Origin of the sequence: Sulfitobacter sp. R86518, from assembly GCF_042466275.1 — a bacterium.
GTDB classification, from domain to species: Bacteria; Pseudomonadota; Alphaproteobacteria; order Rhodobacterales; family Rhodobacteraceae; genus Sulfitobacter; species Sulfitobacter pontiacus.
In genome coordinates, this window is sequence record NZ_JAXHCA010000005.1 from 2,412,518 (window position 1) to 2,425,201 (window position 12,684).

At 56.7% G+C, this 12,684-nt stretch carries 21 protein-coding genes; 1 reads left to right on the forward strand and 20 read right to left on the reverse strand.

What is annotated here, in order from left to right; genetic code table 11:
- Position 1: 1 nt before the first annotated feature.
- From SJY36_RS12845 to rpmC, 19 genes are all read right to left on the reverse strand, one after another.
- Complete coding sequence (locus SJY36_RS12845) at positions 2-1,372, reverse strand: trypsin-like peptidase domain-containing protein (protein WP_386175645.1); 1,371 nt, start codon at positions 1,370-1,372, stop codon at positions 2-4.
- A 138-nt stretch (positions 1,373-1,510) separates the two neighbouring features.
- The gene (rplQ, locus tag SJY36_RS12850; protein ID WP_005849785.1) at positions 1,511-1,930 is read right to left on the reverse strand and encodes a 50S ribosomal protein L17; all 420 of its coding nucleotides are present in this window, start codon (positions 1,928-1,930) and stop codon (positions 1,511-1,513) included.
- Between the two features lie 131 nt (positions 1,931-2,061).
- On the reverse strand, positions 2,062-3,078 hold the full coding sequence (locus tag SJY36_RS12855; protein WP_005849787.1) for a DNA-directed RNA polymerase subunit alpha: 1,017 nt from the start codon (positions 3,076-3,078) through the stop codon (positions 2,062-2,064).
- A gap of 116 nt (positions 3,079-3,194) precedes the next feature.
- Positions 3,195-3,584, reverse strand: coding sequence for a 30S ribosomal protein S11 (gene rpsK, locus SJY36_RS12860; RefSeq protein WP_005849789.1), 390 nt, complete (start codon positions 3,582-3,584; stop codon positions 3,195-3,197).
- Positions 3,585-3,599: 15 nt separating this feature from the next.
- Positions 3,600-3,968, reverse strand: coding sequence for a 30S ribosomal protein S13 (gene rpsM, locus SJY36_RS12865; RefSeq protein WP_005849790.1), 369 nt, complete (start codon positions 3,966-3,968; stop codon positions 3,600-3,602).
- Between the two features lie 311 nt (positions 3,969-4,279).
- Positions 4,280-4,927: an adenylate kinase gene (locus SJY36_RS12870; RefSeq protein WP_037944866.1), complete on the reverse strand. Its 648-nt coding sequence runs from the start codon at positions 4,925-4,927 to the stop codon at positions 4,280-4,282.
- Positions 4,924-6,288 carry a preprotein translocase subunit SecY gene (gene secY / locus SJY36_RS12875; RefSeq protein WP_037945112.1) on the reverse strand — a complete coding sequence of 455 codons (1,365 nt, stop codon included), beginning with the start codon at positions 6,286-6,288 and terminating at the stop codon, positions 4,924-4,926. Before secY ends, SJY36_RS12870 begins: the two co-directional genes overlap by 4 nt.
- Positions 6,289-6,408: 120 nt before the next feature.
- A complete protein-coding gene (rplO, locus tag SJY36_RS12880; RefSeq protein ID WP_005849796.1) occupies positions 6,409-6,891 on the reverse strand; it encodes a 50S ribosomal protein L15 in 483 nt (160 codons plus the stop codon).
- 240 nt (positions 6,892-7,131) lie between these two features.
- Positions 7,132-7,320, reverse strand: coding sequence for a 50S ribosomal protein L30 (gene rpmD, locus SJY36_RS12885; protein ID WP_005849797.1), 189 nt, complete (start codon positions 7,318-7,320; stop codon positions 7,132-7,134).
- A gap of 2 nt (positions 7,321-7,322) precedes the next feature.
- Positions 7,323-7,904, reverse strand: coding sequence for a 30S ribosomal protein S5 (gene rpsE / locus SJY36_RS12890; RefSeq protein ID WP_005849799.1), 582 nt, complete (start codon positions 7,902-7,904; stop codon positions 7,323-7,325).
- Between the two features lie 109 nt (positions 7,905-8,013).
- Positions 8,014-8,373: a 50S ribosomal protein L18 gene (gene rplR / locus SJY36_RS12895; RefSeq protein WP_005849801.1), complete on the reverse strand. Its 360-nt coding sequence runs from the start codon at positions 8,371-8,373 to the stop codon at positions 8,014-8,016.
- An 11-nt stretch (positions 8,374-8,384) separates the two neighbouring features.
- The gene (gene rplF, locus SJY36_RS12900) at positions 8,385-8,918 is read right to left on the reverse strand and encodes a 50S ribosomal protein L6 (RefSeq protein ID WP_005849804.1); all 534 of its coding nucleotides are present in this window, start codon (positions 8,916-8,918) and stop codon (positions 8,385-8,387) included.
- Positions 8,919-8,928: 10 nt separating this feature from the next.
- The gene (rpsH, locus tag SJY36_RS12905; protein ID WP_005849806.1) at positions 8,929-9,321 is read right to left on the reverse strand and encodes a 30S ribosomal protein S8; all 393 of its coding nucleotides are present in this window, start codon (positions 9,319-9,321) and stop codon (positions 8,929-8,931) included.
- Between the two features lie 12 nt (positions 9,322-9,333).
- The gene (gene rpsN / locus SJY36_RS12910; RefSeq protein ID WP_005849808.1) at positions 9,334-9,639 is read right to left on the reverse strand and encodes a 30S ribosomal protein S14; all 306 of its coding nucleotides are present in this window, start codon (positions 9,637-9,639) and stop codon (positions 9,334-9,336) included.
- Positions 9,640-9,658: 19 nt separating this feature from the next.
- Positions 9,659-10,222 carry a 50S ribosomal protein L5 gene (gene rplE, locus SJY36_RS12915; protein WP_005849810.1) on the reverse strand — a complete coding sequence of 188 codons (564 nt, stop codon included), beginning with the start codon at positions 10,220-10,222 and terminating at the stop codon, positions 9,659-9,661.
- Positions 10,215-10,526: a 50S ribosomal protein L24 gene (rplX, locus tag SJY36_RS12920; RefSeq protein WP_005849812.1), complete on the reverse strand. Its 312-nt coding sequence runs from the start codon at positions 10,524-10,526 to the stop codon at positions 10,215-10,217. The genes rplE and rplX overlap by 8 nt, the downstream gene beginning before the upstream one ends.
- On the reverse strand, positions 10,526-10,894 hold the full coding sequence (gene rplN, locus SJY36_RS12925; protein ID WP_005849814.1) for a 50S ribosomal protein L14: 369 nt from the start codon (positions 10,892-10,894) through the stop codon (positions 10,526-10,528). The genes rplX and rplN overlap by 1 nt, the downstream gene beginning before the upstream one ends.
- Positions 10,895-11,051: 157 nt before the next feature.
- A complete protein-coding gene (gene rpsQ / locus SJY36_RS12930; protein ID WP_005849816.1) occupies positions 11,052-11,291 on the reverse strand; it encodes a 30S ribosomal protein S17 in 240 nt (79 codons plus the stop codon).
- A 15-nt stretch (positions 11,292-11,306) separates the two neighbouring features.
- Positions 11,307-11,513, reverse strand: a complete 207-nt coding sequence (gene rpmC, locus SJY36_RS12935) for a 50S ribosomal protein L29 (protein WP_386175650.1) — start codon at positions 11,511-11,513, stop codon at positions 11,307-11,309.
- A 161-nt stretch (positions 11,514-11,674) separates the two neighbouring features.
- Between rpmC and SJY36_RS12940 the strand changes: the two genes are divergently transcribed.
- Positions 11,675-12,295: a TIGR02466 family protein gene (locus SJY36_RS12940; protein WP_009825297.1), complete on the forward strand. Its 621-nt coding sequence runs from the start codon at positions 11,675-11,677 to the stop codon at positions 12,293-12,295.
- Here the strand turns inward: SJY36_RS12940 and SJY36_RS12945 are convergent.
- Positions 12,292-12,504 carry a hypothetical protein gene (locus SJY36_RS12945; protein ID WP_005849822.1) on the reverse strand — a complete coding sequence of 71 codons (213 nt, stop codon included), beginning with the start codon at positions 12,502-12,504 and terminating at the stop codon, positions 12,292-12,294. The genes SJY36_RS12940 and SJY36_RS12945 overlap by 4 nt on opposite strands.
- Positions 12,505-12,684 lie beyond the last annotated feature (180 nt).

Consider the following 12,684-nt stretch of genomic DNA (forward strand, 5'->3'; position numbering starts at 1 on the left):
GCTAGACCCGGAATTGCAGCGACAGACGCTGCACGCCACGCTGCACCACCATCGACACCTGACGGCTGCCCGCCATCTGGTCGCTGACATCCGACGGTGTTTGCACTTCGGCCCCGTTCACGGCCAGGATCACATCCCCCTGCCGCAACCCCACGCGCGCACCATAGGGCCCGGTATCCATCACCGCCACGCCCGCTACCTCAAGCGGGAGGTTCAATTCAGCCATCACAGCAGGATTGATCCGCGCCAACGCCAACCCTGGTAGCAAGCTGCTGTCATCCAGCGTCAGAGCGGCACGCGATGGTTCTTCCGGTGCGGCGATCAAGGCGACCTCAACCTCTTCCACCGCGCCATCGCGCAGCCGCGTGATCCGCGCTTGCGCCCCCATCCCGGCCACGCTCATGCGGTAGATCATCTCGGCGGGTGTATGTACCTCTTGCCCATCGACCGCCGTGATCACATCGCCGACAGCCACACCGGCCTCAAGAAACGGGCTGGCAGGGTGCATCCCAGACACGATGATGCCACCAGGCCGGTCCAGCCCCAGCGGGCCCGCCATATCCGCGTCCACCGGCTGCCCGCTCATCCCCGCCCAAGGTCGGGTAAATTCAACGGCCCCGTCGCGCGCCTGCGCCATGAACGCCGCGATCAAATTGGCAGGTATCGCAAAGCCAATCCCGTTTGACCCGCCAGAGCGTGTTAAGATCGAGGTGTTGATCCCGATCAACCGCCCCTCTACGTCGATCAACGCACCGCCAGAGTTGCCCGGGTTGATCGGCGCATCGGTCTGGATGAAGTATCCCTGCCCGCCACCGTTCATCCCGCCAGACCGCGCAAGCCCTGACACGATCCCGCTGCTCACCGTTTGCCCGACCCCAAAGGGGTTACCGATGGCCAGCGTCAACTCGCCGACCTCGACGGTATCGCTATCGCGCAACGACAAAGGGGTAAGACCGTCTACGTCATCGATTTTCAGGATAGCCAGATCGCTCTCTGCATCGCTCAGCAGCACACGGGCGGAAAACTCGCGACGGTCCGACAGGACGATCCGAATGTCCGTCGACATCCCGACCACATGATAATTCGACACGACGATCCCGTCCTCCGACAAAATCACGCCGGACCCAAGCGAGTTCTGAACCCGCGGGCGGCCGGCGTCTGGCCGCCGGAAGAAACGTTCAAAGAATGGATCAGCCTGCAGCGGCGTGCGGCTTTGTTCGACGATGGTGCGGGCGTAGATGTTCACCACGGCGGGCGCGGCCTCCCGCACAAGCGGCGCAAAGCTCAACTGGATCTGCGCGGCAGAGCTTGGCACCGTTTGCGCAGCGGCAGGGAAAGACAGAACGGTCAGCAGGATCAGAAGTATTCTCATGCCCCCAGATATGCGCAGCCATAGGCCCTTGCGCAACACCCGAGTTCCAAATGGATTTAAATCCTCGCCGAAGGCATAAAAGCAAAAAGCCCCTGCGTTGGCAGGGGCTTTCAGAATTCTTAACAAAAGCGGGTCGCTTTAGTCTTCGGCAACCTCATAGGCCGCAACGCGCGCCTTGTCGTTTGCACCCTTCGCGTCGCGGTCGCGATCTACAAATTCGATGATGGCCATAGGTGCCATATCGCCATAACGGAAGCCCGCCTTCAGAACGCGGACATAGCCACCCTGACGGTCTTTGTAGCGAGGGCCCAGGATGTCGAACAGTTTCGCGACATACTGGTCTTGCTTCAGCTTGCTTGCAGCCTGACGACGCGCGTGCAGGTCGCCGCGCTTTGCCAATGTGATCATCTTTTCGATGATTGGCTTCAATTCTTTGGCTTTTGGCAATGTTGTTTTGATTTGCTCATGTTCGATGAGCGAGCCTGCCATGTTCGAGAACAACGCCTTGCGGTGTTCATGTGTACGGTTCAGGCGGCGGTAACCACGTGCGTGACGCATTTTCTAGTCTCCAATTTAATGCCCTCTACGGGCGGTTTTGCTTTGTCTGGCTGGCGTGCGTAGCGCCAACTCTCCTTGGGGCCGATGCCCGGTCGTATTGTCGGGCGGGGAAACCCCACCCGACAAATCTCTTAGAACGAATCCTCGAACTTTTTCGCGAGGTCTTCGATGTTGTCTGGTGGCCAGTCCTCGACGTCCATACCAAGGTGCAGGCCCATGCCCGACAGCACTTCCTTGATCTCGTTCAAGGACTTGCGGCCAAAGTTCGGCGTGCGCAGCATTTCGGCTTCGGTCTTCTGGATCAGATCGCCGATGTAGACGATGTTGTCGTTCTTCAGGCAGTTTGCCGAACGGACGGACAGTTCCAGCTCGTCTACTTTCTTCAGCAGCAGCGGGTTGAATTCCAGACCGTCGTCGTCGTCCTGACGCGATGCGGATTCAGGCTCGTCGAAGTTGACGAAGATTCCCAGCTGATCCTGCAGAATACGCGCAGCAAAGGCCACGGCATCGTCAGGAGAGATGGAGCCGTCTGTTTCGACTTTCATCGTCAGCTTGTCATAATCCAGCACCTGACCTTCGCGGGTCGGTTGCACGTCATAGGACACTTTCTTGACCGGCGAATAGATCGCGTCGATCGGGATAAGACCGATGGGCGCATCTTCTGGCTTGTTCTTGTCTGCCGCAACATAGCCCTTGCCGGTGTTAACCGTCAGTTCCATGTAAACGTCAGCGTTGTCATCCAGGTGGCAGATCACGTGATCGCGGTTCAGAATTTCGATACCAGCGCTTTCGGAGATGTCACCAGCTGTGACAACACCCGGTCCCTTGGCAGAAATCGACAGGCGCTTGGGCCCTTCGACTTCCATGCGCAGGGAAACGCCTTTGAGGTTCAGAACGATGTCGGTGACATCTTCGCGAACTCCCGCAACGCTCGAAAATTCGTGCAAAACATTATCAATTTGTACAGATGTGATGGCGGCACCTTGCAGCGACGACATCAGAACGCGGCGCAGCGCGTTGCCCATTGTCAAACCAAAGCCACGCTCGAGCGGCTCGGCGATGACAGTAGCCTGACGTGCAGGGTCATTGCCCGGCTTGACGTCCAACTGCTGTGGCTTGATCAATTCAGCCCAATTTTTGTGGATCATACGTCCCTCCATTCCTGTTCTGCGCCCCATGTCCAAATGGCGAAGAACTCCCGAGGTTTCAACAAAGCAGTAAGAGGCCGTGCGCAAAGGCGCGGCCCCTTTTGTAACTTATACTCTTAGACGCGGCGGCGTTTCGGAGGGCGGCAGCCGTTGTGCGCCATTGGGGTCACGTCACGGATCGATGTGATGTTGAACCCGGCAGCTGCCAGCGCGCGCAGGGCGCTTTCACGGCCGGAGCCGGGGCCTTGCACTTCGACTTCCAGCGTTTTCACGCCGTGGTCCTGGGCTTTTTTACCTGCATCTTCAGCAGCCATCTGAGCCGCGTAAGGTGTCGATTTACGCGACCCTTTAAAGCCCATGGTACCTGCGGAGGACCAGGAAATTGCGTTACCCTGAACGTCGGAGATCAGGATCTTTGTGTTGTTGAAGCTGGAGTTAACATGCGCCACACCTGCGGCGATGTTCTTGGAAACCTTACGCTTCGTCTTTGTCTTTTCGCGTGCCATTGATCAGACCCTCCCTTACTTCTTCTTACCGGCAATGGCCTTTGCAGGGCCTTTGCGCGTACGAGCGTTGGTGTGGGTACGCTGACCACGAACCGGCAGGTTACGACGGTGGCGCAGGCCACGGTAGCAACCAAGGTCCATCAGACGCTTGATGTTCATCTGCGTGTCGCGACGCAGGTCACCTTCGACGGTGTAGTTTTCGTCGATATACTCACGGATTTTCAGGATTTCAGCATCCGAAAGTTCGTTGATACGACGTGTGGAATCGATGCCAACAGCTTCGCAGATTGCAGCTGCGGAGGAGTTACCGATACCGGTGATATATGTGAGGGCGATTGGAACCCGCTTTGCAGTCGGGATGTTTACGCCGGCAATACGTGCCACGTGTGTGCTTCCTTTTCGTTGCGGGTCCGTCATGCCAGACCCTTTTTTCACAACGTGAAGCCCGAGGCGAATGTGCCGTCGGGCTCCAGCTGATCAGGTGTTCATGCGCAGGGCGTGATCGGTGCCCGTTGCAATTCGATTCTCTTACGAGATACGGCTGGTTATGAGGAATTGACCGGCGCGTCAACCCATAGCGGCGGTACGCCGTATGGATATCCCTTTCAATCCGAAAGCACCCCGCCCTGCCCCATATAATCGCAAAACGGCGCGCCTAGAAAAGCGCGCCGTTGCCTATCGGTCGTAAGGTTGGATTAAGCGTCCAGAACCTTGGCGATGCTGTCCTGCACCTCTTTAATGTCCGCCAGACCGTCAACGCGCGTGAGCATGTTGTGGGCGTAGTAGTAACCCAACAGCGGCGAGGTCTTCTTGTAGTATTCCATCAAACGATTACGGAGGCTTTCCTCGTTATCGTCTGCGCGGCGTTTGAAGTCAGACGCGCCGCATTTCTCGCACTTTCCGTCGGCGGGCTGAGGCTTGGTCACGTCGTGATAGACTTCGCCACAGTTGCCGCAGGTGGACCGACCGGAGATACGCGTAACCAGCGCTTCGTCATCCACGCCCAACTGGATCACGTGATCCAATGGCTTGCCTGTCGCTTCCAGCAGCTCACCAAGCGCGGTGGCCTGCGCCAGCGTGCGTGGAAAACCGTCAAAGATGAAACCGCCGTGGTCAGTGGTGTCTTCCAGCTTTTCGCGGATCAGGCCGATCACGATCTCGTCGGTCACCAGATCACCGCGCGCCATGACATCGGCAACCATGTTGCCCATCTCTGTCCCGCTGTCTTTAGCTTCCCGCAGCATGTCACCAGTGGAAAGCTGTACCATATTGCGTGTCTCAACCAGATGACGCGCTTGTGTACCTTTACCCGCTCCGGGTGGTCCTAAGAGAATAATGTTCATCGACGTACCGGGCTCCGTTTTTTCCGTGGTTTGCCAGACTTACCGCGCAACTGGGAACGTTCAAGCAGACCTTCATACTGATGTGCAAGCAAATGGCTTTGTACCTGCTGGATCGTGTCCATGGTCACGGACACAACAATCAGCACCGACGTACCGCCAAAGTAGAACGGGATCGCAAACTGGCCACGCAGGATTTCGGGCAGAATACAAACAGCCGCGAGGTAAAGCGACCCGAGCACCAGAATGCGGTTCACAACATATTCCAGATACTCGGCGGTTTTCTTACCGGGACGGATGCCGGGGACGAAACCGTTCTGGTTCTTCAGGTTGTCCGCAACCTCGTCAGGTTTGAAGCTGACGTTGAACGTGTAGAAATACGCAAAGAAGACGATCATCGCGACAAAGAACAGCAGGTACAGCGGCTGGCCGGGGCCGAAGTTGGCCAGCAGAACCGACATCACCGGACCGGTAGAATTGCCCGAGAACGTGCTGATCGTGACCGGCAGCAGCAGCAAAGAGCTGGCAAAGATCGCAGGGATAACACCGGCGGGGTTCACCTTGACCGGCAGGTGCGAAGAACCGCCATCGTACATCTTTTGCCCAACCTGACGGCGCGGGTACTGGATGTGGATCTTGCGCAAGGCGCGTTCCATAAAGACGACGAACATGATCGTCGCGATAACCATAACCAGCACGCCAACGATAATCGCGGGGCTGATCGCACCGGAACGACCCGAAGAGAAGAACTGCGCGATCGCGGCAGGAACCTCGGCGATGATGCCAACAAAGATGATCAGCGAGATACCGTTACCGATGCCGCGTGCGGTGATCTGCTCACCCAGCCACATCAGGAACATCGTGCCACCGACCAGCGTGATCATACAAGCGATGCGGAAATACATGCCCGGATCAGCGGCGATATCGCCAGCCTCAAGGGAGACCGCCAGGCCATAGGCCTGGAGCGTCGCCAGAGCCACCGTACCGAAGCGGGTGTATTGGTTGATCTTCTTGCGCCCCTGCTCGCCCTCTTTCTTGAGCTGCTCAAGCGCGGGCACCATCGAGGTCATCAGCTGAACGATGATCGATGCAGAGATGTAGGGCATGATACCCAAGGCAAAGATCCCCATACGGCCAAGTGCGCCGCCGGTGAACATGGAAACCATGCCGCCGATGCCTTGACCCGCGCTTTCCATAAACTGGCGCAGGGCGGTGCCGTCGATCCCGGGAACCGGAATGAACGTGCCAAGGCGATAAACGATCAACAACCCCAGAGTGAATAGAATCCGGTTGCGCAGGTCTGTCGCCTTGCCCAACGCGGACCAACTGGTGTTGGCGGCCATGCTTTCGACGGCTGATACCATGATATAGGGCTCTTTCTTTGCAAAAACGCCGCCCAAGCCGTTTTCCGGCGGGCGGCATTTGGGAAAACTCGATTGACTATGTAAGCGGGACGCGTCCCGCTCACAAGGCAAAAGGTCGGGTTACGCGTCTGCGTTTGCCGCGGCAGGTGCTGTGACGGTCAGTTTGCCGCCCGCTTTTTCTACGGCTTCAACCGCGGATTTGGATGCACCGGATACCTGCAGTTCAACCTTGGCGTTGAAATCGCCTTTGGCCAGAACGCGGATACCGTCCAACTTGCGACGAACCAGACCGGAGGAAATCAGGGCGTCCTCGGTGATCGCAGCGGAGGCGTCGATCTTTTTGGCGTCGATGAATTTCTGGATCAGGCCCAGGTTTACAACGGCATAGGACTTCCGGTTTGGCTTGGTGAAGCCGCGCTTTGGAAGACGTTGGTACAAGGGCATTTGACCGCCTTCGTAACCGTTGATCGATACACCCGAACGGGATTTCTGACCTTTGATACCACGGCCACCCATTTTACCGGTGCCGGAACCAGGACCACGGCCTACGCGCTTGCGTTTCTTGGTGGCGCCTTCGTTGTCAGACAGTTCATGAAGTTTCATGTCGCTTCTCCTTTTGCCGGATGTGGCCCCCAGCGACGGGAGCGGCCAAACGCGGCGTTGCATGATTCTTGTGGCGGATTGGTCGCCACTGGGGGCGTATAGACGGGAGGCCTGAAGGTTTCAAGCCCTGCCCCAACTCCCAGGTGCCCGAGACAAATGAAAACGCCCCGTAGTTTCCCACGGGGCGTCGATACCGAGCAGCAAGACCATTATAAAGTCTCTAGCTTTCTAGGAAAGCGTTCAGCCTTTTTCTTCGATGATCTCAACCATGTGAGAAATCTTGCGGATCATGCCACGAACGGAAGGTGTGTCTTCCAGTTCACGCACACGGTGCATTTTGTTAAGACCCAGACCAATCAACGTAGCGCGCTGGTCGGCGGGGCGGCGGATTGGCGAGCCAACCTGCTTGATTACGATCGTCTTAGCCATGCTTATGCCTCCTCAGCGACTTGTGCGGACGATTCAACATTGTCCTCACGCTTGGGCAGAATGTCTGCAACTTTCTTGCCGCGACGCTGAGCAACAGCACGTGGCGAAGATTCTTTTTTCAGGCCGTCCATGGTGGCGCGGATCATGTTGTAAGGGTTCTGGGTCCCGATCGACTTCGATACAACGTCCTTAACACCCAGCATTTCGAATACAGCACGCATTGGACCACCGGCGATGATCCCGGTACCTTCTGGTGCTGTGCGCATTACAACGCGACCGGCGCCGTGACGGCCTTCCATGTCGTGGTGCAAAGTGCGGCCTTCGCGCAGCTGAACGCGGATCATTTGGCGCTTAGCTTGCTCGGTGGCTTTGCGAATGGCTTCTGGAACCTCTTTCGCTTTACCTTTGCCGAAGCCTACGCGGCCCTTTTGGTCGCCAACAACGACAAGTGCAGCGAAGCCAAAGCGCTTACCACCCTTAACGGTTTTGGAAACGCGGTTGATCGCCACTAGGCGGTCGGCGAATTCGGGTGTCTCGTCGCGTTGATTGCGGCGGTTGCCACCCCGGTTGTCATCTCTTGCCATGCGGCATCATCCTTTTGGTGCTGCGCTTGCGCGCGTCATAGAGTCAATCCAAGTGGGCAAAGCCCCCGGATCATCGAGGCGGCGCGAGACCCGCGCCGCCTACGTTCGCTTAGATTTTCAGACCGCCTTCACGGGCTGCATCGGCCAAAGCTTTGATCTTGCCGTGGAACAGGAAACCGCCACGGTCAAAATATGCTTCGCTTACACCGGCCTTCTTGGCACGCTCGGCGATTGCCGAACCAACCTTGGTCGCTGCTTCGATGTTGTTCTTGCCAACAACGCCCAAGTCTTTTTCCATCGAGGACGCGGAAGCCAATGTGACCCCGTTTACGTCGTCGATCAGCTGGGCGCTGATGTTTTTGTTCGAGCGGTGAACGGAGAGGCGAAGACGCCCTGCGTTGACCCGGCGAAGTTTGTTCCGAACGCGCAGGCGGCGTTTCAGAAACAGTTGTCTTTTGCTGTTTGCCATCTGTGCGATCCTTACTTCTTCTTGCCTTCTTTGCGGAAGACGAACTCACCCTTATAGCGGATGCCTTTGCCCTTGTAGGGCTCGGGCTTGCGCCATGCGCGGATGTTCGCAGCGACCTGACCAACAAGCTGTTCGTCAATGCCTTCTACCACAATCTCGGTCTGTTTCGGGGCTGTGACCGTCACACCTTCGGGTGCCACATAGTCAACATCGTGGGACAGGCCCAGGTTCAGTTTCAGCGTGTTGCCGTTCATGGCAGCACGATAACCAACACCCTGGATCTCAAGCTCTTTTTTGAAGCCTTCGGTGACGCCGGCAACCAGATTGCTTACCATTGTGCGGCTCATGCCCCACTGCTGGCGTGCGCGCTTGGATTTGCCGCGTGGTGTGATGGTGACCACGTTGTCTTCGACAGCCAATGTAACGTCGTCAGTTGCCTTGAAGGAACGTGTTCCCTTGGGGCCTTTGACTTCAATGGTCTGGCCGCTCACGGATGCTGTAACACCGCTTGGCAGGTCGACCGGTTTTTTACCAATACGAGACATTTTGCTCTCCTTAGAATACGGTGCAGAGCACTTCGCCGCCAACGTTCTGGCTGCGTGCATTCTGATCCGACATCACACCCTTGGGGGTGGAGACAATCGACACACCAAGGCCCTGACGGACAACAGGAATGTCATTGACGCCCATGTAGACGCGGCGACCGGGCTTGGAAACCCGCTTCAGCTCGCGAATAACAGGTTCGCCCTCGTAGTACTTGAGGCTGATTTCAATCGCGGGGTGGCCATCGGCGCCCGTTTTTGCTTCGTAGCCACGGATGTAGCCTTCGTCTGCAAGCACGTCCAGAACCCATGCACGCAGCTTGGAAGCTGGTGTCATGACGGTGGATTTGCCGCGCAGCGAAGAGTTACGGATGCGTGTCAGCATATCTGCGATAGGATCGTTCATCTGATGCGCTCCTTACCAGCTCGACTTGACCATGCCGGGGATTTGGCCCGAAGAGCCAAGGTCCCGTAGCGCGATCCGCGAAATTTTCAGTTTACGGTAGTAAGCGTGTGGACGGCCTGTCAGCTGGCAGCGGTTGTGCAGACGCACAGCGCTGGAGTTGCGAGGCAGTTTTGCCAGCTTCAGGGAGGCGCGGAAACGCTCTTCCATCGGCTTGGATTCGTCGCTTACGATCTCTTTCAAGGCAGCGCGCTTGGCAGCGTACTTCTTGACCAGTGCTTCGCGCTTCTTTTCGCGCTCGATCATGGATTTCTTAGCCATATCTAAATCCTCCCCGCGCTTACGATGTGAAGGGCATGTTGAACGCTTTCAACAGTGCCTTCGCTTCAGCGTCGGTTTTCGCCGTGGTGGCGATCACGATGTCCATTCCCCAAGTCTCATCAACTTTATCAAAGTCGATTTCGGGGAACACGATGTGCTCTTTCAAGCCCATGGCGTAGTTGCCACGGCCGTCAAAGCTGTTGCCGTTGATGCCGCGGAAGTCGCGGATACGAGGCATTGCGATCGTGATCAGACGATCCAGGAATTCGTACATACGCTCGCCACGCAGGGTCACTTTCGCACCCAAAGGCATGTCTTCACGTACGCGGAAACCAGCGATGGATTTCTTGGCAACAGTTGTCAGCGCTTTTTGGCCGGCGATTGTTGTCAGGTCTTCCTGTGCGGATTTGGCTTTCTTGCTGTCACGAACAGCTTCTGCACCACAGCCAATGTTCAGAACGATCTTATCCAGACGCGGGATCTGCATTTCGTTCTTGTAACCGAACTCTTCCTTCAGAGCAGCGCGGATTTTGTCCGCGTATTCGCCCTTCAGGCGGGGTGTGTATGTTGCGTTATCAAGCATCGATCACGTCCCCCGTGGTTTTTGCAAAGCGCACTTTCTTGTCGCCTTCGATTTTAAAGCCAACGCGGGTTGCTTTGCCGTTGGCATCAACCAGCGCCAGGTTGCTCAGATCGATGGGCATCGCTTTGGGAATACGGCCGCCTTGCGACGTCTGGGACTGACGCGTGGCGCGGATTGCCATGTTGATACCATCTACGATTGCTTTGTTGGCCTTTGGGTCAACGGACGAGATGGAACCCGTCTTGCCCTTGTCCTTGCCAGCAAGCACGATGACTTTGTCACCTTTGCGAAGTTTAGCAGCCATTACAGCACCTCCGGCGCAAGCGAGATAATCTTCATGAAGTTTTTGGCGCGCAGCTCACGAACAACTGGCCCGAAGATACGTGTACCTACAGGTTCATTCGAGTTGTTCAGGATGACGGCGGCGTTACGATCGAAACGGATGGCTGTGCCATCTTCACGACGAACTTCCTTGGCAGTGCGAACGACAACGGCTTTACGCACGTCACCCTTTTTCACACGACCGCGAGGGATGGCTTCCTTGACCGACACGACAATGATGTCGCCGACGGATGCGTATTTACGCTTGGAACCACCCAATACCTTGATGCACTGAACACGGCGCGCGCCGCTGTTGTCAGCAACATCCAGGTTGGTCTGCATCTGGATCATTTGGTTTCTCCCGACCTTCTGGGGGGCGATGCGTGCCCTAACCCCAGGGTTTCGATTATATTGGTCCGCCCGAAATGGGCACCTCGCTCGTGCCTTTGGGCCTTGCCGCCCTCAGAGTCAAGGGAAACAAGGACCTCAGGCCCGAGCGAGCAGTACCTTAAGCCTCAGCGGCTTGCAGCACTTCCCAACGTTTGGTTTTCGACTTTGGTGCACATTCGATGATGCGAACAGCGTCGCCCACTTTGAATGTGTTGTTCTCATCGTGCGCCCGGTATTTTTTGGACTTACGGATGGTTTTCTTCAGAACCGGGTGCGTAAAGCGACGCTCTACGGAAACGGTTACTGTCTGTGCGTTGGCATCGCTTGTCACGGTGCCTGTCAGGATACGTTTGGGCATACTCTCAGGCTCCTATTATTCAGCAGATGCCGCGGCAGCGGCTTTCTGGTTCAGAACGGTTTTGACACGTGCGACGTCACGCTTAACGGTCTTCAAACGTGCGGAGTTTTCCAGCTGGCCTGTGGCTTGCTGGAAACGCAGGTTGAAGGATTCTTTTTTCAGGTTAAAAAGCTCATCGCGGAGTTGATCCGGCGTCTTGTCGTGCAGTTCTTTGGCGTTCATCGCCTCTTCCTTTCGACATCACCAGTAGGCCCCTTATGGGTGACCATGATTCTGGTGGAGTTCATGTGAAAGGTTCCTCTACAGGCCCTACCCCTGTTTGGCAAGCAAGCTTTCTATAAAACCGTATCGCCACCCAGAACAGGCTGATATAGAACGGCCCTATGTCACAGATAGAATCCCTTTTCGTCACCCGTCTTTACCGCGCCGCCCTGTCCGAGCACGGTCAACCCGTTGATCCGGCCGAGCTGGAGGCCGCGTGCCTGTCCATCGCCGAGGATGACGAGGCCGGGCAGGAATGGTGCGAGGAACATGATTTCCCGGGCTACACCAGCTATGCATCGCTCACCGATCTGCCGTGGCGCTTCCCGATCTTCAAGACGGTCAAGAAAGCGCTGGATAAACACGTCAAAGCTTTTGCAAAGGAACTGGCGTTTGATCTGGACGGGCGCAAGCTCAAGCTTGAAGATCTCTGGATTAACATCCTACCCGAAGGCGGTATCCATACGGCGCATATCCATCCCCATTCGGTGATCTCCGGCACGACCTATGTGGCGATGCCCGAAGGCACGAGCGCGCTTAAGCTCGAAGATCCGCGGCTGCCGATGATGATGGCTGCCCCCGGTCGCAAGAAAGACGCCCCGCGGGAGCTGCGCCAGTTCGTCTATGCAGAACCCGTCGTCGGCGACGTGCTGCTTTGGGAAAGCTGGCTGCGGCACGAAGTGCCGATGAACATGTCCGAAGACGATCGCATCTCGGTCTCGTTCAACTACGCCTGGGGTTAACCACGTTTGGGCGGCGTTGCCTTGCGCGCCGCCTCTTGCTCTTTGATCGCGGCCTTTTCCTCTTTGGTCAGCTTATTGCCCCACTGATTATTGCTAAGCCCCAGATCATCCGGCATCGGCTTGGTCTTGCCCTTTTTGATCGTACCCCCCTTCTCAAGAAATGCTTTGATCAGGTCTTCGTCGGTGGTGGGCTTGGGCACATGTTTCATGTCAGCTCCTATAGGCAGGTTAGCCCGAGCCTATGCGCCACGCCTTGCGCTGGCTAGACCCTGCCGCCGCTTATTCATCGTGCATTAATGTTTCAAAAATCGCGGGCTGGATCACGTCACCGCGGGTTCAACAGCTTGTGACTAGGATTGCATGTGTCCCGGTGCCATCTCGACCCCGTT

Excerpts from the sequence above, each read along its gene's own strand:
- SJY36_RS12845 (WP_386175645.1), bottom strand. The coding sequence starts at position 1,372 with ATGAGAATACTTCTGATCCTGCTGACCGTTCTGTCTTTCCCTGCCGCT.
- rplQ (WP_005849785.1), bottom strand. The coding sequence starts at position 1,930 with ATGCGTCACGCACGTGGTTACCGCCGCCTGAACCGTACACATGAACAC.
- SJY36_RS12855 (WP_005849787.1), bottom strand. The coding sequence starts at position 3,078 with ATGATCCACAAAAATTGGGCTGAATTGATCAAGCCACAGCAGTTGGAC.
- rpsK (WP_005849789.1), bottom strand. The coding sequence starts at position 3,584 with ATGGCACGCGAAAAGACAAAGACGAAGCGTAAGGTTTCCAAGAACATC.
- SJY36_RS12870 (WP_037944866.1), bottom strand. The coding sequence starts at position 4,927 with ATGAACATTATTCTCTTAGGACCACCCGGAGCGGGTAAAGGTACACAA.
- secY (WP_037945112.1), bottom strand. The coding sequence starts at position 6,288 with ATGGTATCAGCCGTCGAAAGCATGGCCGCCAACACCAGTTGGTCCGCG.
- rplO (WP_005849796.1), bottom strand. The coding sequence starts at position 6,891 with ATGAAACTTCATGAACTGTCTGACAACGAAGGCGCCACCAAGAAACGC.
- rpmD (WP_005849797.1), bottom strand. The coding sequence starts at position 7,320 with ATGGCTAAGACGATCGTAATCAAGCAGGTTGGCTCGCCAATCCGCCGC.
- rpsE (WP_005849799.1), bottom strand. The coding sequence starts at position 7,904 with ATGGCAAGAGATGACAACCGGGGTGGCAACCGCCGCAATCAACGCGAC.
- rplR (WP_005849801.1), bottom strand. The coding sequence starts at position 8,373 with ATGGCAAACAGCAAAAGACAACTGTTTCTGAAACGCCGCCTGCGCGTT.
- rplF (WP_005849804.1), bottom strand. The coding sequence starts at position 8,918 with ATGTCTCGTATTGGTAAAAAACCGGTCGACCTGCCAAGCGGTGTTACA.
- rpsH (WP_005849806.1), bottom strand. The coding sequence starts at position 9,321 with ATGAACGATCCTATCGCAGATATGCTGACACGCATCCGTAACTCTTCG.
- rpsN (WP_005849808.1), bottom strand. The coding sequence starts at position 9,639 with ATGGCTAAGAAATCCATGATCGAGCGCGAAAAGAAGCGCGAAGCACTG.
- rplE (WP_005849810.1), bottom strand. The coding sequence starts at position 10,222 with ATGCTTGATAACGCAACATACACACCCCGCCTGAAGGGCGAATACGCG.
- rplX (WP_005849812.1), bottom strand. The coding sequence starts at position 10,526 with ATGGCTGCTAAACTTCGCAAAGGTGACAAAGTCATCGTGCTTGCTGGC.
- rplN (WP_005849814.1), bottom strand. The coding sequence starts at position 10,894 with ATGATCCAGATGCAGACCAACCTGGATGTTGCTGACAACAGCGGCGCG.
- rpsQ (WP_005849816.1), bottom strand. The coding sequence starts at position 11,291 with ATGCCCAAACGTATCCTGACAGGCACCGTGACAAGCGATGCCAACGCA.
- rpmC (WP_386175650.1), bottom strand. The coding sequence starts at position 11,513 with ATGAACGCCAAAGAACTGCACGACAAGACGCCGGATCAACTCCGCGAT.
- SJY36_RS12940 (WP_009825297.1), top strand. The coding sequence starts at position 11,675 with ATGTCACAGATAGAATCCCTTTTCGTCACCCGTCTTTACCGCGCCGCC.
- SJY36_RS12945 (WP_005849822.1), bottom strand. The coding sequence starts at position 12,504 with ATGAAACATGTGCCCAAGCCCACCACCGACGAAGACCTGATCAAAGCA.